This is a genomic window from Streptomyces sp. NPDC086147 (assembly GCF_040702165.1).
In the GTDB taxonomy this organism is placed as follows: domain Bacteria; phylum Actinomycetota; class Actinomycetes; order Streptomycetales; family Streptomycetaceae; genus Streptomyces.
Genome location: NZ_JBFBJO010000003.1, coordinates 370,155 through 387,100 on the forward strand (window position 1 = coordinate 370,155; position 16,946 = coordinate 387,100).

19 protein-coding genes are annotated in these 16,946 nt (G+C 73.0%); 9 read left to right on the forward strand and 10 right to left on the reverse strand.

Going from position 1 to position 16,946, the window contains the following annotated elements; all coding sequences use genetic code 11:
• Nucleotides 1–5 precede the first annotated feature (5 nt).
• Nucleotides 6–353, reverse strand: coding sequence for a DoxX family protein (locus tag AB0398_RS09750; RefSeq protein WP_366373390.1), 348 nt, complete (start codon nt 351–353; stop codon nt 6–8).
• 92 nt (nt 354–445) lie between these two features.
• Between AB0398_RS09750 and AB0398_RS09755 the strand changes: the two genes are divergently transcribed.
• The 3 genes from AB0398_RS09755 to AB0398_RS09765 all read left to right on the forward strand — a co-directional run bounded on the left by AB0398_RS09755 (nt 446) and on the right by AB0398_RS09765 (nt 2,340).
• On the forward strand, nt 446–892 hold the full coding sequence (locus tag AB0398_RS09755) for a MarR family transcriptional regulator (protein WP_366373391.1): 447 nt from the start codon (nt 446–448) through the stop codon (nt 890–892).
• Between the two features lie 135 nt (nt 893–1,027).
• Complete coding sequence (locus tag AB0398_RS09760) at nt 1,028–1,981, forward strand: hypothetical protein (RefSeq protein WP_366373393.1); 954 nt, start codon at nt 1,028–1,030, stop codon at nt 1,979–1,981.
• A 2-nt stretch (nt 1,982–1,983) separates the two neighbouring features.
• Nucleotides 1,984–2,340 (forward strand): GntR family transcriptional regulator, encoded by a 357-nt coding sequence (locus tag AB0398_RS09765; protein WP_366373394.1) that lies wholly within the window; start codon nt 1,984–1,986, stop codon nt 2,338–2,340.
• Between the two features lie 66 nt (nt 2,341–2,406).
• Here the strand turns inward: AB0398_RS09765 and AB0398_RS09770 are convergent, their stop codons facing one another.
• The 4 genes from AB0398_RS09770 to AB0398_RS09785 form a co-directional block, all read right to left on the reverse strand.
• Nucleotides 2,407–3,366 carry a D-2-hydroxyacid dehydrogenase family protein gene (locus AB0398_RS09770; RefSeq protein WP_366373395.1) on the reverse strand — a complete coding sequence of 320 codons (960 nt, stop codon included), beginning with the start codon at nt 3,364–3,366 and terminating at the stop codon, nt 2,407–2,409.
• Nucleotides 3,367–3,561: 195 nt separating this feature from the next.
• On the reverse strand, nt 3,562–3,999 hold the full coding sequence (locus AB0398_RS09775; protein ID WP_366373397.1) for a hypothetical protein: 438 nt from the start codon (nt 3,997–3,999) through the stop codon (nt 3,562–3,564).
• Complete coding sequence (locus AB0398_RS09780; RefSeq protein WP_366373398.1) at nt 3,996–5,468, reverse strand: APC family permease; 1,473 nt, start codon at nt 5,466–5,468, stop codon at nt 3,996–3,998. The genes AB0398_RS09775 and AB0398_RS09780 overlap by 4 nt, the downstream gene beginning before the upstream one ends.
• An 87-nt stretch (nt 5,469–5,555) precedes the next feature.
• Nucleotides 5,556–5,957, reverse strand: a complete 402-nt coding sequence (locus AB0398_RS09785; protein WP_366373400.1) for a MerR family transcriptional regulator — start codon at nt 5,955–5,957, stop codon at nt 5,556–5,558.
• A 104-nt stretch (nt 5,958–6,061) separates the two neighbouring features.
• Here AB0398_RS09785 and AB0398_RS09790 point away from each other — a divergent pair, with 104 nt between their 5' ends.
• Entirely contained in the window at nt 6,062–6,424 is a 363-nt protein-coding gene (locus AB0398_RS09790) for a hypothetical protein (protein ID WP_366373402.1), read from the forward strand.
• Nucleotides 6,425–6,530: 106 nt separating this feature from the next.
• On the opposite strand, the gene AB0398_RS09795 is transcribed toward AB0398_RS09790, so the two are convergent.
• The 5 genes from AB0398_RS09795 to AB0398_RS09815 form a co-directional block, all read right to left on the reverse strand.
• Nucleotides 6,531–6,821, reverse strand: a complete 291-nt coding sequence (locus tag AB0398_RS09795; RefSeq protein ID WP_366373403.1) for an SCO5918 family protein — start codon at nt 6,819–6,821, stop codon at nt 6,531–6,533.
• A gap of 43 nt (nt 6,822–6,864) precedes the next feature.
• Complete coding sequence (locus tag AB0398_RS09800; protein ID WP_366373724.1) at nt 6,865–7,083, reverse strand: CBS domain-containing protein; 219 nt, start codon at nt 7,081–7,083, stop codon at nt 6,865–6,867.
• Between the two features lie 204 nt (nt 7,084–7,287).
• The gene (locus AB0398_RS09805) at nt 7,288–8,736 is read right to left on the reverse strand and encodes a DEAD/DEAH box helicase (protein ID WP_366373405.1); all 1,449 of its coding nucleotides are present in this window, start codon (nt 8,734–8,736) and stop codon (nt 7,288–7,290) included.
• Between the two features lie 195 nt (nt 8,737–8,931).
• Entirely contained in the window at nt 8,932–9,135 is a 204-nt protein-coding gene (locus AB0398_RS09810) for a cold-shock protein (RefSeq protein ID WP_030206327.1), read from the reverse strand.
• Nucleotides 9,136–9,412: 277 nt separating this feature from the next.
• A complete protein-coding gene (locus AB0398_RS09815; RefSeq protein WP_366373407.1) occupies nt 9,413–10,162 on the reverse strand; it encodes a methyltransferase domain-containing protein in 750 nt (249 codons plus the stop codon).
• Nucleotides 10,163–10,595: 433 nt separating this feature from the next.
• Between AB0398_RS09815 and AB0398_RS09820 the strand changes: the two genes are divergently transcribed.
• From AB0398_RS09820 to AB0398_RS09840, 5 genes are all read left to right on the forward strand, one after another.
• Entirely contained in the window at nt 10,596–11,969 is a 1,374-nt protein-coding gene (locus tag AB0398_RS09820; protein ID WP_366373726.1) for a glutamate decarboxylase, read from the forward strand.
• 201 nt (nt 11,970–12,170) lie between these two features.
• Nucleotides 12,171–12,581, forward strand: a complete 411-nt coding sequence (locus AB0398_RS09825) for a VOC family protein (RefSeq protein ID WP_366373409.1) — start codon at nt 12,171–12,173, stop codon at nt 12,579–12,581.
• A 669-nt stretch (nt 12,582–13,250) separates the two neighbouring features.
• Complete coding sequence (locus tag AB0398_RS09830; protein ID WP_366373411.1) at nt 13,251–13,727, forward strand: hypothetical protein; 477 nt, start codon at nt 13,251–13,253, stop codon at nt 13,725–13,727.
• Nucleotides 13,728–14,113: 386 nt separating this feature from the next.
• Nucleotides 14,114–15,112, forward strand: coding sequence for an ATP-grasp domain-containing protein (locus tag AB0398_RS09835; RefSeq protein WP_366373412.1), 999 nt, complete (start codon nt 14,114–14,116; stop codon nt 15,110–15,112).
• A 117-nt stretch (nt 15,113–15,229) separates the two neighbouring features.
• Complete coding sequence (locus AB0398_RS09840; RefSeq protein ID WP_366373414.1) at nt 15,230–16,945, forward strand: hypothetical protein; 1,716 nt, start codon at nt 15,230–15,232, stop codon at nt 16,943–16,945.
• Nucleotide 16,946 lies beyond the last annotated feature (1 nt).

Sequence of the window (16,946 nt, forward strand, 5' to 3'; positions counted from 1 at the left end):
TGCGGTCAGGCGGAGGCTATGCGCAGGACCAGGGCGGCCGCCGCGAGGAGGGTGAGGACCGCGACCGGGGCCACCGCGTAGTCCTTCGCGCGCAGGTGGGTGACGAGGGCGCCGAGGAAGTAGAGGACCACGCCGATCGCCGCCGCCGCGCCGAGCGCGGGCACGGCCAGGCCCACGAGCAGGCCGATCGCGCCGGCCGCCTTCGCGGCCGCGAGCCACGGGAACCAGGATTCCGGGACGCCGAGCTTCGTCATGCTGCCCGTGATCTGCGGGTTGCGCGTGAAGGTGAAGAAGGCGGAGGCGGAGAGCGCGAGGGCGAGCAGCGCGGCGACGACGGCATAGGCGATGAACATGGGATCGCTCCAACGGTAAGTCAGCTTCAATCGTTGAACTGTATCAACGATTCACGGTGCTCCACAATAGGGCCGCTGTTACGGTGGAGGGCATGGCAGCAGCCCTCCCGAACGACCGCCTCGGCTTCCTCCTCTCCTTCCGCGGGGAGCTCACCGGCGCGCGCATCCGTGCCGCCCTGGGCGTCGCGGGGCTGCACCCGAGGAGCGTCATGACGCTCATGCAGCTCGCCCCCGGCGCCATGAGCCAGCGGGACCTGGCCGCCGCCATGGAAGTCGACCCCAGCCAACTGGTCGCGATCCTCAACGAGTTGGAGGATCAGGGGCTCGCGGAGCGGCGGCGCGACCCCGCCGACCGGCGCCGGCACATCGTGGAGATCACGGAGACGGGCGCGGCCGCCCTGGAGCGGGTCGACACGGCGGTGAACGCGGCGGAACGGGAGCTCTTCGGCGGCCTCACCGACGCCGAACAGGTCCTGCTGCGAAGCCTGTTGGACCGGGTCGTGGTCGACCCGGCCGACCACGACTGCGGGGCCGGGTAGCTCCCGGGAGCGGTCAACGACGCCTGAAAAACTCCCCTTTGCGCTGATTCGCGCTGTTCGGCGGGCGATTCGTGCTGCCCAAGGGCCCTCCCTGAAGCCACTTGTTCTAGTAGAGTGCGAACAAGGGAGGTTTTCATGAACCGTGCCACACCTCGTCTCCGCGTGCTCGCCGCGCTCCCCTTCGTCCTCGCGATCGCCGCGTACCTGCTGGTGCTCGCCCTCTGGTACGACCGGCTCCCCGACCCCCTCGCCACCCACTTCGGACCCGGCGGCGGGGGCCGCGCCGACGGCTTCACCGGCCGTGCCGCCTACGCGCTCGTCAGTACGGGCCTGCTCCTCGGCGCCGCCGTCGGCTGGAACCTCTTCGTCCGCCGCACCGCCCTCTGGGGCGCGTGGGCCACGGCCGGCTTCACCGGAGGGCTGCTCGTCCTGATCCTGCGGGACAACCTGGACGCCGCCGACGCGGCCGAGGTCGTCTCCCCCCTCGCCGACCTCACCGTCGCGGCCGCCGTCGCCGCCGTCCTCGCCCTCGCGGGCCTGGCCCTGACCCGGCTCGTCCCCGAGGAGGAGCCGGCCCTCGGACCCGGCGCCCCGGACGGACCCCGGCTCCCGCTCGGCCCGAGCGAGGTCGCCGGCTGGTCCCGCTCCGCCGGCTCCCGCGCCCTCACCGTCCTCGCGGTGCTCGCCCTCGCCGCCGTCCCCGTCACCCTGCTCCTGGCCCCCCGGCCCGGGGCCTGGCTCGCCCTCCTCGGGCTGGTCGTCGGGGTGCCGGGCCTCGCCCTCGCCCGCGTCCGGGTCACCGTCGACCGGCGCGGCCTCACCGTCCGTCCGGCCCTCGCACCCCGGCCCCGGGTCCGCGTCCCGCTCGACGAGGTCACGGGCGCCACCGTCCGCGACGTCGACCCCGTCGCCGAGTTCGGCGGCTGGGGCTACCGGGTGTGGCCGCGGCGCACGGGCGTCATCCTGCGCTCCGGCGAGGCCCTCGTCGTACGGCGGGACAGCGGGCGCGAGTTCGCCGTCACCGTGTCCGACGCGCGCACCGCGGCCGCCCTCCTCAACACCCTCGTCGAACGGCGTGGGAGGCTCTGACCGTGCTCTTCCGCGTCGACCCGGCCTCGGCCGTCCCCCTCGGTGACCAGATCGCCGCCTGCGTCCGGGCCGCGCTCGCCGACGGCTCGGCCGCCCCCGGCGAACGGCTCCCGGCCGCCCGGGAGCTCGCCGACTCCCTGGGCGTCAACGTCCACACCGTCCTGCGCGGCTACCAGCGGCTGCGCGAGGAGGGGCTGATCGAACTCCGCCGGGGACGGGGCGCCATCGTCGTCCCCGGCGCCACCGCCCCCGACCGCGCCCGGCTGGTCTCCCGGCTGCGCGAGGCGGCGGCGGAGGCCCGCGGACTGGGCCTCTCGGAGCAGGAGTTCCTGGACCTGGCGCGGACGAGCCTGGGGTAGGAGGAACCTCGCGCCCCGGGGCCCGCGCCCCGGGCGAGTCCCGCGCCCCGGACGGGCCCGCGCGCGTCAGGCCAGTTCGCGGACCGGCGAACCCGCCAGGAACGCCTCGACGTCCTCCACCGCCTGCCCGAAGTACCGTCCGTAGTTCCCCTCCGTCACGTAACCGAGGTGGGGGAGGGCCAGGACGTTCGGCAGGGTCCGCAGCGGGTCGTCGGCGGGCAGCGGCTCCGTGTCGTAGACGTCGAGGCCCGCCCCCGCGATCCACCCCTCGCGCAGCGCCCGCAGCAGCGCCCCGCCGTCGACCAGACCGGCCCGGGAGGTGTTGACGAGGTACGCGGACGGGCGCATCGCCCGCAGTTCGGGCTCCCCGACCAGGCCCCGGGTGCGGTCGGAGAGCACCAGGTGCAGGGAGACGAAGTCGCCCTCCGCCATCAGCTCCCGCCGGTCCGCCACGAACCGCACGCCGTGTTCGGCCGCCCGCTCCTCCGTCAGGTTCGGGCTCCAGGCGGCGACGTCCATGCCGAAGGCGAGGCCGATCCGGGCCGTCTTGGCGCCGATCTTCCCGAGGCCGACGAGCCCCAGGGTCCGGCCGGCCAGGTCGGTGCCGACGGTGGACTGCCAGGGCCCGCCCTCCCGCACCGCCCGCGCCTCGGCCGGCACGTGCCGGGCGAGTCCGAGGATCAGCGCCCAGGTCAGCTCGGTGGGCGGCTCGGAGCTGCTGGCCGTGCCGCAGACGGTGACGCCCCGGGCGCGGGCGGCGGCGACGTCGATCGAGGCGTTGCGCATGCCGGAGGTGATCAGGAGCCGCAGCCGGGGCAGCCGGTCGAGGAGCGCCGCGTCGACCGGCGTCCGCTCCCGCATGACGACGAGGATCTCGCAGTCCCCGACGGCGTCGACGAGCGCGTCCCGGCCGGTGAGGTGCTCGCGCAGGACGCGCACCTCGACGCGGCCGTCGAGCGGGCTCCAGTCGGCGGAGGAGAGGGCGGCACCCTGGTAGTCGTCGAGTACGGCACAGCGCAGCTTCATGGCTCCATGATCGCGTACGGGCTCCGCCGGGGGAACGGGTCGGGTCGGTTCCGGGAACTCCTCGTCCGGCCGGGACCATGGGTCGGGTCGCTCTCGGGACCTCCTCGTCCCCCATCGGCTCCTCGCTTCCCCCTCGGCCCCCCATCGCTCACCGCCCCCCCTGTCCCCCCGTCCCCTCCCGTCCTCCTCCGTCCCTCACCGGCGTACGGTGCCGTCGGTCTTGAGGTCCGCGAGCTCCTCCTCGAACTCGTCGAGCTTGTCCGGGCAGTAGACCCTCAGGACGATCCGCTCGGCCTCGACGGCCTTGTCGTCGGAGATGACGGGCCGCTGGCCTGGACCGGTGGCGCCGTTGGACTGCTGGATCTTCCACAGCGCCGTCTTCAGGGCGTTGCCCGGCGCCTCGCAGACCTGCCCGCCGTCCGTGCCGAGCAGCCGCTCCACGGTGTCCGTGTCGGGGGACGGGTAGCCGGCCCTGACCAGCTCCTCCTGGAGCTCGTTGGCCTTGGACAGCGTCTCGTTGTTCCGCTTCACGGACTCGTAGCGGATCAGACCGGTGACGACGAGGGCGACCAGGATCAGGATCGATCCCCAGTAGATCCACCGGTGCTCGGAGGCGAAGCGGGTGGGGCTCATGCCTGCTCTCCCTCGGTCGCGTTCGGTCCGTCGGCGGCGGCCGTGCGCCAGTCCGGCTTGCGGAACCTCAGGAAGAGCGCCGGGATCAGCAGGCCCAGGATCACCAGACCGCCGCCGATGACGAGCACGTACGACCAGACGCTGCTGCCGCCGAACTGCGACGGCGGGACGAAGCCGATGGCGAGGGCCGCGAGGGAGGCGAGCAGGCCGACCGAGCACAGCAGGCCCAGGGCGGGCGCCCGGTAGCCGCGCGGATGGTCGGGCCGTGTCCTCCGCAGGCGCATCGCGGCCACGAACATCAGCAGGTAGACGATCAGGTACACCTGCGTGGTGATGGTGGAGAAGATCCAGTACACGCTGGACACGTTGGGGATCAGCGCGTAGAGCAGCGCGATGACCGAGGTCACGACGCCCTGCGTGACCAGGATGTTCTGCTGGATGCCGTACTTGTTGAGCCTCTGCAGGAACGGCGGCAGGTAGCCCTCGCTGCGGGAGATCTCCAGGAGGCCCTTGGACGGCCCGGCGAGCCAGGTCAGCATGCCGCCGAGGGAGGCGGAGATCAGCATGACGGCGGCGATCGGGGTCATCCAGCCGACGTGGAAGTACGAGAAGAAGGCGTTGAAGGCCTGCATCACACCGGCCGTCAGGCTGAGCTGGTCCGAGGGGACGACCCAGCTGATCGCGAGCGCCGGCAGGATGAAGATCAGCAGGACCAGGCCCACCGCCAGGAACATCGACTTCGGGTACTCCTTCGCCGGATCCTTGAGCGAGGAGACGTGCACGGCGTTCATCTCCATGCCGGAGTACGACAGGAAGTTGTTGACGATCAGGACGAGGCTGGCGAGGCCCGTCCACTGCGGCAGCAGGTGGTTCGCGTCCATCGGCGCGGCCGACGCGTTGCCCTGCCCGAGGAAGACCATGCCGAGGACGACGAGGACCGTGCCGGGCACGAGGGTCCCGATGATCAGGCCCCAGCTGGAGAGCCCGGCGAGGGCCTTCGTGCCGCGTGAGGAGACCCATACGCCGGTCCAGTACAGGACCATGATGACGATCGCCGTGTAGACGCCGTTCGAGGCGAGGGACGGGTCGATGACGTACGCGATGGTCGAGGCCACGAAGGCGAGCAGGCTCGGGTAGTAGAAGATCGTCATCGCGAACTGGCACCAGACCGCGAGGAACCCGAGCGGCTTGGAGAGGCCCTCGGACACCCAGCGGTAGACGCCGCCGCTCCAGCCGGAGGCGAGCTCGGCGGAGACCAGGGCCGTGGGCAGCAGGAACACGACGGCCGGGACGAGGTAGAGGAACACGCAGGCCAGGCCGTAGACGGCCATCGTCGGCGCGGCCCGCAGGCTCGCCACCGACGCGGTCGTCATCAGGGCCAGCGTCACCCAGGTGAGGGTGGTGGGCGCGGGCCGCGTCGCCGCCGCCCGTGGCCGGGGAACGTCGGCCGGGGTGTCGATGCTGCTCATGGGCCCTCCGGGGTGGGGCGTGGGGCGATCGATTCCCTCACGCTCGAACGGCCCCGGGGGTACGGCAACCGGAGACGCCCGGAAGGGCTAACCGCGCCCGGTCCGCCCCCGCGGCGGGGACTCCGCCCGCCCGTCCGGGGCCCGTTCTTCCGCGGGCCCTTCGGACGCGGCCCGTTCCGCCGCCCGCCGGTACTCGGCGTTGATGCGCTGGGCCTCCTCCAGCTGGTCCTCCAGGATGACGATGCGGCAGGCCGCCTCGACCGGAGTGCCCTGGTCGACGAGTTCCCGGGCGCGGGCCGCGATCCGCAGCTGGTAGCGGGAGTAGCGGCGGTGGCCGCCCTCGGAGCGGAGCGGGGTGATCAGGCGGGCCTCGCCGAGGGCGCGGAGGAAGCCCGGGGTCGTGCCGAGCATCTCGGCGGCCCGTCCCATGGTGTAGGCCGGGTAGTCGTCGTCGTCGAGTCGGTCGCCGAGCGGATTGTCCGCTGTCATCTGCACCTCTTCTGGGGAACGCTTCGGGGCCCCGGCGCCGTAAGGCTTCGGAGCCCCGGGGGAAATTCAACCACCGGAGGGCGTGCCGCCTAGAATCGGCTCTCATGTCGAAGCCTGACGAACTGCTGATTGACATTGCCGCCACGGTGGAGTCCGGGCAGAGCAATCAGATGTCCCTGACCGTGGTCGCGGGGGGCGTGGTCATCACCGGGCGCCTGGCCCCCGAGGCCCTCTGGAGAGAGCGGGTGTCGGAGGTCCTGACGGACTCCGCCCGGCTGGGCGAGTTCTCCGGGGTCTTCTCGCCCGTCGACCGGAAGGACGACGAACGTCCCACGCACCTCCACTTCCACCTGGCCCGGATCCTCCAGGGCACGGTGGGCATTCCCGAGACCGGCGGGATGTACCGCGTCGCGATCGCCGACGTCAGCGCGTGGACGGTGGGCGACTTCAGGTACTCCGACCACTGAGCCGCCGGCGGACGAACGACGGGGGCCCTGCCGGCACGTGCCGGCAGGGCCCCCGTCGTTCTCGGGGCGGTCGGTCGGGCGGTCGGGCCGCCCGGCCGTTCCGCCGTCAGGCGGTCAGGCGGTCCGGAGGCAGGGCGGCCCCGGCGGTCTCGGTGGTCTCGGTGGGGAAGGTGCCGCAGGTGAAGCCGAGGCGGGTCATGGCCCGCACGACCTCGCCGGCGCTGAAGTCGCGCCGGTCCTGGCGGGTGAGGACCTCACCGACCTGCTTCGCGGGGTACTGACGGCGGCCGATGGTGACGAAGTCGCCGGTGCCCGGCTCGGGCTTGACGCCCTTCATCGAGTCCAGCACGCCGGCCTTCGTCAGGTCGAAGGGGAAACGGGCGATGACACAGCGCATGATGCCTCTCAGGGGGTGGTGGGGACGGCGGGTGAAGGGGCGTTCAGAGGGCGGGCGCGGCGTCGACGACGTCCCGGAGCCGGAGCCGGTCCGTGTACGAGGAGGCGGCGCGGGCGGCGGCGAGCTGGGCCCGCGTGACCAGGCCGGTGGGCCGGTCGTCGCCGTCGCAGACGAGCAGCCGCCCGGTACGGGCGGCGGCCATGACGGACAGGGCCACCTCGACGGTCATGTGGTCGGCGGCCTGCGTCATGGTCTGCGCCATGGTCTCGTCGGGGGAGGTCCGGCGGAGCTGCGTGCGGAGCGGGGTCACGGGGGGCCTCCTGCGGGGAAGTGACGGGGGGACGCCGTACGGGGGGACGCGGGCGACCGGTCGGGGCGCCGGGGGTTCCGGTCACCCGGGGCTCCGGAGGTTCCGGTCCGGCGGGCGGGCCTCGGCGGTCGCGTGCGGTGTGCGCGTGCGGCGGTCCTACGCGGCGTCGCGTGCGCCGGGCCGGCGGCCGGACCGGTGGGGGCGGCCGCCGCGGCGGGAGCGGGCGGGAGCGCCGTCGCGGCGCCGTTCGGCCGCGGGGGCCGTGATGACGACGGGGACGCCGGACGGGGCCTGCGCGCCGGTGATGCGGCGCAGCTCGTCCCCGCCGGAGCGGACCTCGGTGACGCGGGGCCGGATGCCCGCGTCCGCCATGAGGCGGACCATGCCCCGGCGCTGGCCCGGGGTGACCAGGGTGACGACGCTGCCGGACTCGCCCGCGCGGGCGGTGCGGCCGCCGCGGTGCAGGTAGTCCTTGTGGTCGGCGGGCGGATCGACGTTGACGACGAGGTCGAGGTGGTCGACGTGGATGCCGCGGGCGGCGACGTTCGTGGCGACGAGCACGGACACGTGGCCGGTCTTGAACTGCGTCAGGGTGCGGGTGCGCTGCGCCTGCGACTTCCCGCCGTGCAGCGCGGCGGCCCGTACGCCGCTGAGGAGCAGGTCGCGGGTCAGCCGGTCGACGTCGTGCTTGGTGTCGAGGAACATGATCACGCGTCCGTCGCGGGCGGCGATCTCCGTCGTGGCGGCCTGCTTGTCGGAGCCGTGGACGTGCAGCACGTGGTGCTCCATCGTCGTGACGGCGCCGGCGGACGGGTCCACCGAGTGGACGACGGGGTCGTTCAGGTAGCGGCGTACGAGCAGGTCGACGTTGCGGTCCAGGGTGGCGGAGAACAGCATCCGCTGCCCCTCCGGCCGCACCTGGTCGAGGAGCGCGGTGACCTGCGGCATGAAGCCCATGTCGGCCATCTGGTCGGCCTCGTCGAGGACGGTGGTCGCCACGTGGTCGAGCAGGCAGTCGCCGCGGTCGATGAGGTCCTTGAGGCGGCCGGGGGTCGCGACGACGACCTCGGCGCCGGAGCGGAGCGCGTGCGTCTGGCGGCCGATCGACACCCCGCCGACGACGGTGGTGGTCCGGAGCCGGAGCGATCGGGCGTACGGGGCGAGGGCGTCGGTCACCTGCTGGGCCAGCTCGCGGGTGGGCACGAGGACCAGGGCGAGGGGCCGCCGGGGTTCGGCGCGCTTCCCGGCGGTCCGGGCGAGCAGCGCCAGGCCGAAGGCCAGGGTCTTGCCGGAGCCGGTCCGGCCGCGGCCCAGGGCGTCGCGGCCCGCGAGGGTGTTCGGCAGGGTCGCGCCCTGGATCGGGAACGGCACGGTCATGCCCTCGGCGGTGAGCGCGGCGAGCAGCGGGGCGGGCAGGTCGAGCGCGGCGAACGTCTCGACGGCCGGCAGCGCGGGGGTGACCGTCCGGGGGAGCGCGAACTCGGCCGGACCCGAGGGTGCCCGGCCCCCGCCCTGGGGGCGGGTGCGGCCGCGGGGCTGCGAGCGGGCGGAACCGGCGGAACGAGTGGAGCGGGTGGAATGCGTGTGCGTGCGCGTGCGGTTCATGGCGAACCTTCCTCGATGCGGCGCATATCAAGGAATTTCCGCAGCAGAAATGCAGCACGGACAATTGCGAGACAAGCCGGACCGAAATCGGTGGGTCCTTCTATGCAAAGAGCTGGGGCCCGCACCCCAAGGTGCGGGCCCCAGCTCGTGCCGCGCGCAGCGCTTCGTGAGAAGCGCTGCGCGACAGCGACAGCGTCAGGCGGAGACGATGTTCTCCGCGGTCGGGCCCTTCTGGCCCTGCGCGATGTCGAAGTTCACCTTCTGGCCTTCCTGGAGCTCACGGAAGCCCTGCGAGGCGATGTTCGAGTAGTGGGCGAACACGTCGGGGCCGCCACCGTCCTGCTCGATGAAGCCGAAGCCCTTTTCCGCGTTGAACCACTTGACGGTACCGGAAGCCATGTCAATTCTCCTTCGGGGCATTGCCCGGAATCCGCACCGTGCGGATTCCGTGTCGCCGCGATGATCGCCCCAACCGGAAAAGACCGGCAATTCTCATGACCGTTGACGCTCATGCTTCGGGAACCACAACTGCAACTGATTTCGACAGTAGCACGGTGGCGGGCGGAGTGCGTGGTGATTAATTCTTTCCGCGTGGTCCGGTGAGAAATGCTCACGGCGCGTGGTACTGAATTCTCACTTCGCGGGAACAGATTTATTCGTCCGGCCCGTCACCTCTTCATGCCCTCTTCACCCCGGAGACGACCAGGAACGGCGGGTGGTCGGCCTCCGCCGGGCGGCTGCCCAGGAGGGCCGAGTGCCGGGGGAGCACGGGCTCGTGGACGTCCAGGTCGGTGAAGCCGGCCTTGCCCAGGACGTCGAGGTACGTCTGGCAGGGCCAGTGGTGGCCGGCCAGCTCCAGCGGGGCGCCGCCGCCGGGCCGTTCGAGGAGGGTCGGCCGGAGCTCGCCCTTGGTGTAGACGCGGCCGGGGTCGCCGGCGCGGAAGGTGGAGAAGCGGACGCCGGCGCTGCGCGGGTTGGTGTCGAGGACGGCGTACCGGCCGCCGGGGCGCAGGACGCGGTGGACCTCGGCGGCGATGTCGTGCAGCCCCTCGATCTCCCCGACGGCGACGTAGACGAAGCAGGACATGGCGGCGTCCACGGAGCCGTCGTCGAGGAACGCGAGGCGTCCGTCGTCCTCGATCAGCCGGTGGTCGACCCTCGGGTGCGGATGCCGTTCGCGGGCGACGGCCAGCATGTGCGGCGAGACGTCGGCGGCCACGACGCGCGCGCCGGAGGCCTCGACGACCCGGACGGCGACCTTGCCGGGCCCGCAGCCGTGGTCCAGGACGGTGCGGACGGCGGAGGAGCCGATGCCGAGGGCGTGGAAGACGGCCGGGTAGCCGATGAGGCGCTCGGGGAGGTCGTCGTAGGAGTCGTAGCCGTCGGCGACGTCGCCGGCGTCCTTCCATGCGGTGCTGCTGCTCATGCGGGGTCGCCTTCCGGCCTCGGCTGACGGGGGAACGTCAACGGTGATCCACTTCTCCCGGAACGTACTGCTTGTCCCGTGGTGCCGGTATCCGCCCGATCGTTCGTGTCGGCTTGCTCCGGGGGTGTCGTCTCCGCAGGTCGGAGGGGGTACGGCGGGCCCGCCGGGGGCCGGTGTCACCAGGACGCCACCCGTCCAACGGGTGAACCCCCGATCCGGTCCGTCGTACGAAACCGCAGGTCAGCGGGGGCGGAGCCGTCAAGGTGGCGTGGGACGGGGCCGGGTGGCGCTCCCCCTCACCCGCCTGGGCCAACGGCCTCCCCGCTGCCGGGCGCCGCCCCCGTCCCCGTGGGTTGATGAGAGGCACGGGGCCGTCCGCGACGGGCGTGCCGTCGAGCTGTCGAGCGAAGGGGAAGCCGTGGCGCTCCACGAGATGAAGGCCCCGACGAGCGCTGACGCGAGGACGGACGTGTTCGCCTCGCCGCTCAGCGAGCGGGTCCTGCCGAAGTACCGCATGCCCGAGGAGCCCTCCATGCCGGAGGCCGTCTACGCGATGCTCCACAACGAGCTGCTGCTCGACGGCAACGCGGCGCAGAACCTGGCGACGTTCTGCACGACCTGGTCGGACGACGAGGTCCGCCGCCTCATGGACGAGTGCCTCGACAAGAACATGATCGACAAGGACGAGTACCCGCAGACCGCCGAGATCGAGGCGCGGTGCGTGAACATCCTGGCCGATCTGTGGAACGCCCCCGAGGCCGAGGGCGGCCGTGCCATGGGCTGCTCCACCACCGGCTCCAGCGAGGCCGCCATGCTGGGCGGCCTGGCGCTGAAGTGGCGGTGGCGGGAGCGGCGCCGGGCCGAGGGCAGGCCCGTCGACCGGCCCAACATCGTGGCCGGGCCCGTGCAGATCTGCTGGGACAAGTTCGCCCGCTACTTCGACGTCGAGCTGCGCCAGGTCCCCCTGGAGGAGGGCGCGACCGGCCTGCGGCCCCACCAGCTCCGCGAGTACGTCGACGAGAACACGATCGGCGTCGTCGCGATCCTCGGCGTCACCTTCACCTGCGACTACGAGCCGGTCGCGGAGATCGCCGCCGAGCTCGACCGGATCCAGCGGGAGACGGGGCTCGACGTCCCGATCCACGTGGACGCCGCCAGCGGCGGTTTCGTCGCCCCCTTCCTGCACCGGGACCTGGTCTGGGACTTCCGGCTCGAACGGGTCTCCTCCATCAACGCCTCCGGCCACAAGTACGGCCTCGCGCCCCTCGGCGTGGGCTGGGCGGTCTGGCGCAGCGCCGACCTGCTGCCGAAGGAGCTGGTGTTCGACGTGAACTACCTCGGCGGCGACCTGCCGACCTTCGCCCTCAACTTCTCCCGGCCCGGCGGCGAGATCGTCGCCCAGTACTACAACTTCCTGCGCCTGGGACGGGCCGGCTACCGCCGGGTCCAGGGGGTGTGCGCGGAGACGGCCCGGTACCTGGCCGGGCAGGTGGCGGAGATGGGCCCGTTCACCCTGCTGTACGACGGGCAGGGGGCGCTGCCGGCCGTCTCGTACACCCTCACCGATCCGGCGGGCGCGGGCTTCAGCCTGTACGACCTGTCCGACCAGCTCCGGATGCGCGGCTGGCAGGTCCCCTCGTACCCGCTGCCCGCCGACCGGCAGGAGACCGTGATCCAACGGGTCCTGATCCGGCACGGGGTGGGCCGGGACGAGGTCGACCTGCTCGCCCGGGACATGCGCGACTCCCTGGAACGCCTGAGGAAGGGCAAGCCGGCGGACTCGGAACGGGCGGGCTTCCACCACTGAGACGGGGGCGGGGCGGGGCCTGATCGGAGTCGGACCTGGGCCTGGCCGGGGCCGGGTCGGAGTCCGGCCGGGGTCGGGTCGGGGTTGGACCGGAGCACGGCCGGGGCCGGGCCGGAGTCCGGTCGGCATCGGTCAGGGGCGGCCGGCATCGGTCAGGATTCGAGAAGCGGTGTCCGGGCGGGCGGAGCTAGCGTGACGCCCATGGACCTCACCATCCACACCACCTTCCTCCCGCACGACGACCCGGACGCCGCCGTGGCCTTCTACCGCGACGCCCTCGGCTTCGAGGTGCGCAGCGACGTCGGGGAGGGGGCCATGCGCTGGATCACGGTCGGCCCGGCCGGGCAGCCCGGCACGTCGATCCTGCTCGCGCCGCCCGCCGCCGACCCCGGCGTCACCGAGGACGAGCGCCGCGTCGTCACCGAGATGATGGCCAAGGGCACGTACGGCTGGATCCTCCTCGCCACCCGCGCGCTCGACACCACCTTCGAGAAGGTGCGGGACGCCGGCGCCGAGGTCGTCCAGGAGCCGACGGAGCAGCCGTACGGCATCCGTGACTGCGCCTTCCGCGACCCGGCGGGCAACCTCGTCCGCGTCCAGGAACTCCGCTGATCCGCCCTACGGGAGAGGGGAGTTCCCCATGTGCCACCCCGCGTGGGCCCGCGCCCGCGAACGCGCCGCCCGGGAGCGGGCCGCGCTGGATCCGGCCGTTCCGGGCCCGGCCGCCCCGGCCCAGGGAGCCCCGAATCCGGTTGCTCCGGGGCCGGTTGGTCCTGACCCGGCCGTCCCGGCCTCGGCCGTACGGGGTCCGGTCACCCCGGCCCCGGCTGCCCCCGGCCCGGTCGTACCCGAGCAGGTGGTCCCGGTGCGGGACGCCCCCGCGCCGGTCGCCTTCTAGACAGCCGGTCGCCTCCTAGACGGCCGACCGACCCGCAGCCGTCCGACCCGCCCCGTCCCCCGCCTCCGCACTGCCGCTGCGGACCCACCTCGTGGTCTCCGACGACGACCCGTTCCTGTCCCCGGACCGGGGCGCGGCGCTCGCGGCGTGGGGGCGCCACCGTCGAGGTCGTCCCCGGTGGCGGCCACCTGGCCACCCGGGACGGCTACGGGCTGTGGGACCACGTGGCGACCCTGATCGCACGCCACTCGGGAGCCGTACCGAAGCGGCGTCCGGCCGCCCCGGGCACGGCGCCGGAGACGACCGAGGGACGTGTTCCCCTTGCGTAGCAAGCTCGCGGCGGTGCCCCGCCCGTCTACTTCTACCTGGCCGCCTCGTTCTTCATGGGGCTCGCCAACACCATCTTCGACGTGGTGTTCAACTTCTACCTCGCCGAGCGCGGCATCAGCGAGGGCGACGCGGGCGTGATCTACGCCGTCGCCACCGGCGCCATGGCGGTCGCGGTCGTCCCGCTCCTCCTGCTGCTGTCCTTCGTCGCGGCCTGCCTGATGCTGCTCCTGCGCCTGCCGTCGGCGCGAGGTCCCGCGCCCGGCGGCGAAGTCGGCGCAGGACCCGGCCGGGGCGGCGGGCGAGAAGCGCAACTTCGTCACCCTCTTCGTCGCCTCGGGCTTCCTGGGCGCGTCGATCGCGCTGTTCTTCCGCTTCGCGAACGTCCTGTTCGCCCAGATCTACGGCACCTCGGTGAGCGACATCTCGCTGATCCTGGGCACCGACAAGATCGTCAGCATCTTCGGCGCCGTCTTCGCGCCGGTCCTGGTCAAGAAGTTCTCGCTGCGCCCTGGTCGGCTCCCTGGCGATGACCCTGGTCCGGAACGCGGAACCGGCCCCGAAGGCCGAGCGCGAGGGAAAGGTCCTGGGGAATGCCTGAGCACCCGAACTCCGCGCCGGGGGCCCGGGAAACCGGGCCCGAGAACCCGGCAACCGTGCCCGGCACCCCGGTCCTCGTCGTGGTCGCCCCGTACTCCAGCGGCTCGGTCTTCGCCCGCCGGGCGAAGGAGCGCTACGGCCTGGACGCGGTCGCCGTCCTCACCTCGGAGACCCTCCCGCCGGCCTCCTGGCGACGTACCCGCGCGAGGACTTCGCCGCGGAGCTCCGCTTCTCGACCGCCGGGGAGACGGCGGCGGAGGTCGAGCGGCTGTGCGGCGGGCGCCGCCCGGACTTCCTCGTCCGCGGCTCGGAGCCGGGCGTGGAGGCGTACGACGCGCTGGCCGCCCACTGGGGGATGCGCCCCAACGCGGGATCCTTGGACGTACGCCGGGACAAGTTCCCGATGCAGGAGCGGCTGCGGGAGACGGGCGTCCCGCACATCCCGCACCACAAGACGTCCGACACGGAGTCGGCGGTCGCGTGGGCCGAGGGCAGCGGCCTGGCGGAGTTCGTCGTGAAGCCGATGCGGTCCTTCGCCACCGACGGCGTGTCCTTCTGCGCCACGCCGGACGAGGTGCGGGCCGCGTGCGACCGCCTCTTCGGCCGCGTCGACCTGGCCGGCGAGGGCATCACCGAACTCCTCGTCCAGGAAAGGCCGGTCGGCCCGGAGTACGTGGTCGGCTCGGTGTCCCTGGACGGGTCGCCGTTCGTCGTGAACATGTTCCGCTACACGAACGAGACGATCGACGGGACCCCGGTCTACCGCGCGATGACGGCGGTGGAGGTCGGCGACCACCCGGAGATCACGGACTACGTGGCGCGGGCCCTCGCCGCCCTCGGCATCGAGAACGGCCCCGCGTACAGCGAGCTCGTCCTCACCGACCGGGGCCCGGTCCTCGTCGAGACGGGCGCCCGGATGCACGGCGGCCTGGGTCCGACCCTGGTCGAGCACGCCTCCACCCACTCCCTGACCGACCTGGCCCTGGCCTCCCGGGTGGCCCCGGAGGAGTTCCTGGAGAGGACCCGGACGGCGCCCGCCCTCCACCGGGGCGTGGTCGAGTGCTTCCTCCCCTCCCCGGCGACGGGCACGGTGACGGTGAACCGCGTCAGGGAGGCCTGCGGGGAACTGGACAGCTACCTGTTCGACACCTGCGCCCAGGCCCCCGGCGACCCCGTGGCGAAGACCACCGACCTGATCACCTCGTACGGCCGCGTGGTCCTCTCCCACGAAGACCCGGACACCCTCTCCCGCGACACGACCCACGTCCTGTCCCTGGACCGCAAGGGCGAACTCCTGGACGTACGGCCGCTGGACTGACCCCGGCCGGATCGCGCCGTCTCACGGGGCGTTGTCAGTGCGCACCGCCAGTATTTCTCTCCTGGCCCCGTCCGAAGCGGACGGAGGAGCCGAGGGTAAAAGGAGAGGAGACGGACGATGGCGGGCCTTCTGAACGCCCTCGTACAAGCACGGCGCTCCGGCCGGGCGACGGCGTCGGCGGCGGTGCCGCCGCAGTGGAGCGGGCCCGGAACGGGCGGGCCCGACCCCGGCCCGCCCGACGGCGGCGGCACCCCGGCGAACGGGGCGACCACCGCCGCCACCCAGCGCGTCCGGCTGATCGTCGAGGGGCCGGACGACCCGGACGAGACGGAGCGCGCGGTCGAGGCCCTGGGCTCCCGGCCCGGCTGGAAGACACGGCCCGCGCGGCCGCACGACAGGGTGGCGACGGCGGACGGCCGCGTCGTCCTGGTGGTGGACGCCCTCGCGTACGGGCAGCGCAGGACGGCGGTCGACGCGGTCCGCGCGCAGGTGACCGACCTGCTCAGGAAACCGCCGGTCGACTTCCGGATCCGCGAGGCCAGACTCATCCGGTACGAGGAGGAGCGGGGCACCACGCTGGTCCGGGTGGTACGGCGCACCCCGCCGGGCTCGGGAGGGTTCCGCCGCTGGCTCGGACGCCACCTGGAGGCCCTGGGCGGAGCCGACACGGGCCACGTGCTGACCGTTCCGTTCCTCCCCGGGGAGGACGCCGAGCAGCTGAAGGCCCGGGTGAAGGAGCGGTGGGCGGAGCTCACCCAGGGGGCCGAGGCCTTCGACGACGACCTCCACGACCTCCGCCTGTCCGTCGGACCGAAGCCGAGGCCGCAGGCGGAGGAGCCGCCGTCGCCGCGCACCGGCCTGCGACGCCTCTGGCCGGTGGCGTCGGCGTTCCTCGCCGTCCCCGTTCCCCTGGCGTGTGCCTGGGTGCTCGCCTCGTTCTCCTCGCCGTGGCGCTTCCTGGCGCTGCTGGCGCCCCTCGCGGCCTTCGGTCCGGTGGGCTACTGGGCCACGTCGAACGAGCCCCGGCCCCGGCTGCTGCGCCTCGCGTGCGGGGCGATCGTCGTGGGCGGCTTCACCTGGGTGACGTACGCGTGGCTGGCGAACAGCCCCGCGGGGTTCGGATCCCAGCTCTGGGGGATGGCCCAGGCCCTGCTGATACTGGCGACCGCCGTCGGCTGCTGGCACGCCTTCTCCCGCTCGTGGCTGAGCCGCAACCTGCTGCTGCTCCTGCCCCTGCTCCTCGCCCCGCTCCCGTTCGTCCTCCCCTGGGTCGGCTCCTTCCTCCACACCGCCTATCTGGAAGAGGCGCTGGGGATCCCCGAATCCGCCGTGCACATCTCCTTCTACTGGCGCTCCTTCGTGGCCCTCAAGCCGGTGGCGCTGGCCCTCGCGATCACCCTGGTCTTCGTGGCCCTCTACGGCTGGGGCAAGTACTTCAACCCGCACATCGCGCAGGGCGCCATGGTGATCGGCATGTTCCCCCTCTTCGTCCTGGTCGCCGTCCTCAGCACGGCGGACCTGACCCTCAAGGAGGTCCAGGCCGCCGCCGAGCGCACGTACCTGGCCGCGACCAGGGGGGAGCGGCCCCCGTCCTACTTCGGCATCGACGGGCGACTGGTGTGCGTGCGCCCGGTCGAGCCGGGCAAACCGTTCTCCGTCCATCCCGGCCCGCCCCCGACGGGCCGACCGGTCCTGGCCTTCCCCCGGGAAGGCGGCGACCTGTGGGTCTGGGACCCCTCCCCCGCACGGGGCCGCCTCTCCAGCGATCACGCCGTCCGCATGAGGGCCGAGGACGTCTCCCTCCACCCGGCAACCGGCACGACGTGCCCGTGAC

What these genes read in the sequence shown, in the direction of transcription:
- AB0398_RS09750 (WP_366373390.1), bottom strand. Translation starts at nt 353, where the DNA reads ATGTTCATCGCCTATGCCGTCGTCGCCGCGCTGCTCGCCCTCGCGCTC.
- AB0398_RS09755 (WP_366373391.1), top strand. Translation starts at nt 446, where the DNA reads ATGGCAGCAGCCCTCCCGAACGACCGCCTCGGCTTCCTCCTCTCCTTC.
- AB0398_RS09760 (WP_366373393.1), top strand. Translation starts at nt 1,028, where the DNA reads ATGAACCGTGCCACACCTCGTCTCCGCGTGCTCGCCGCGCTCCCCTTC.
- AB0398_RS09770 (WP_366373395.1), bottom strand. Translation starts at nt 3,366, where the DNA reads ATGAAGCTGCGCTGTGCCGTACTCGACGACTACCAGGGTGCCGCCCTC.
- AB0398_RS09775 (WP_366373397.1), bottom strand. Translation starts at nt 3,999, where the DNA reads ATGAGCCCCACCCGCTTCGCCTCCGAGCACCGGTGGATCTACTGGGGA.
- AB0398_RS09780 (WP_366373398.1), bottom strand. Translation starts at nt 5,468, where the DNA reads ATGAGCAGCATCGACACCCCGGCCGACGTTCCCCGGCCACGGGCGGCG.
- AB0398_RS09785 (WP_366373400.1), bottom strand. Translation starts at nt 5,957, where the DNA reads ATGACAGCGGACAATCCGCTCGGCGACCGACTCGACGACGACGACTAC.
- AB0398_RS09790 (WP_366373402.1), top strand. Translation starts at nt 6,062, where the DNA reads ATGTCGAAGCCTGACGAACTGCTGATTGACATTGCCGCCACGGTGGAG.
- AB0398_RS09795 (WP_366373403.1), bottom strand. Translation starts at nt 6,821, where the DNA reads ATGCGCTGTGTCATCGCCCGTTTCCCCTTCGACCTGACGAAGGCCGGC.
- AB0398_RS09800 (WP_366373724.1), bottom strand. Translation starts at nt 7,083, where the DNA reads ATGGCGCAGACCATGACGCAGGCCGCCGACCACATGACCGTCGAGGTG.
- AB0398_RS09805 (WP_366373405.1), bottom strand. Translation starts at nt 8,736, where the DNA reads ATGAACCGCACGCGCACGCACACGCATTCCACCCGCTCCACTCGTTCC.
- AB0398_RS09810 (WP_030206327.1), bottom strand. Translation starts at nt 9,135, where the DNA reads ATGGCTTCCGGTACCGTCAAGTGGTTCAACGCGGAAAAGGGCTTCGGC.
- AB0398_RS09815 (WP_366373407.1), bottom strand. Translation starts at nt 10,162, where the DNA reads ATGAGCAGCAGCACCGCATGGAAGGACGCCGGCGACGTCGCCGACGGC.
- AB0398_RS09820 (WP_366373726.1), top strand. Translation starts at nt 10,596, where the DNA reads ATGAAGGCCCCGACGAGCGCTGACGCGAGGACGGACGTGTTCGCCTCG.
- AB0398_RS09825 (WP_366373409.1), top strand. Translation starts at nt 12,171, where the DNA reads ATGGACCTCACCATCCACACCACCTTCCTCCCGCACGACGACCCGGAC.
- AB0398_RS09830 (WP_366373411.1), top strand. Translation starts at nt 13,251, where the DNA reads ATGGGGCTCGCCAACACCATCTTCGACGTGGTGTTCAACTTCTACCTC.
- AB0398_RS09840 (WP_366373414.1), top strand. Translation starts at nt 15,230, where the DNA reads ATGGCGGGCCTTCTGAACGCCCTCGTACAAGCACGGCGCTCCGGCCGG.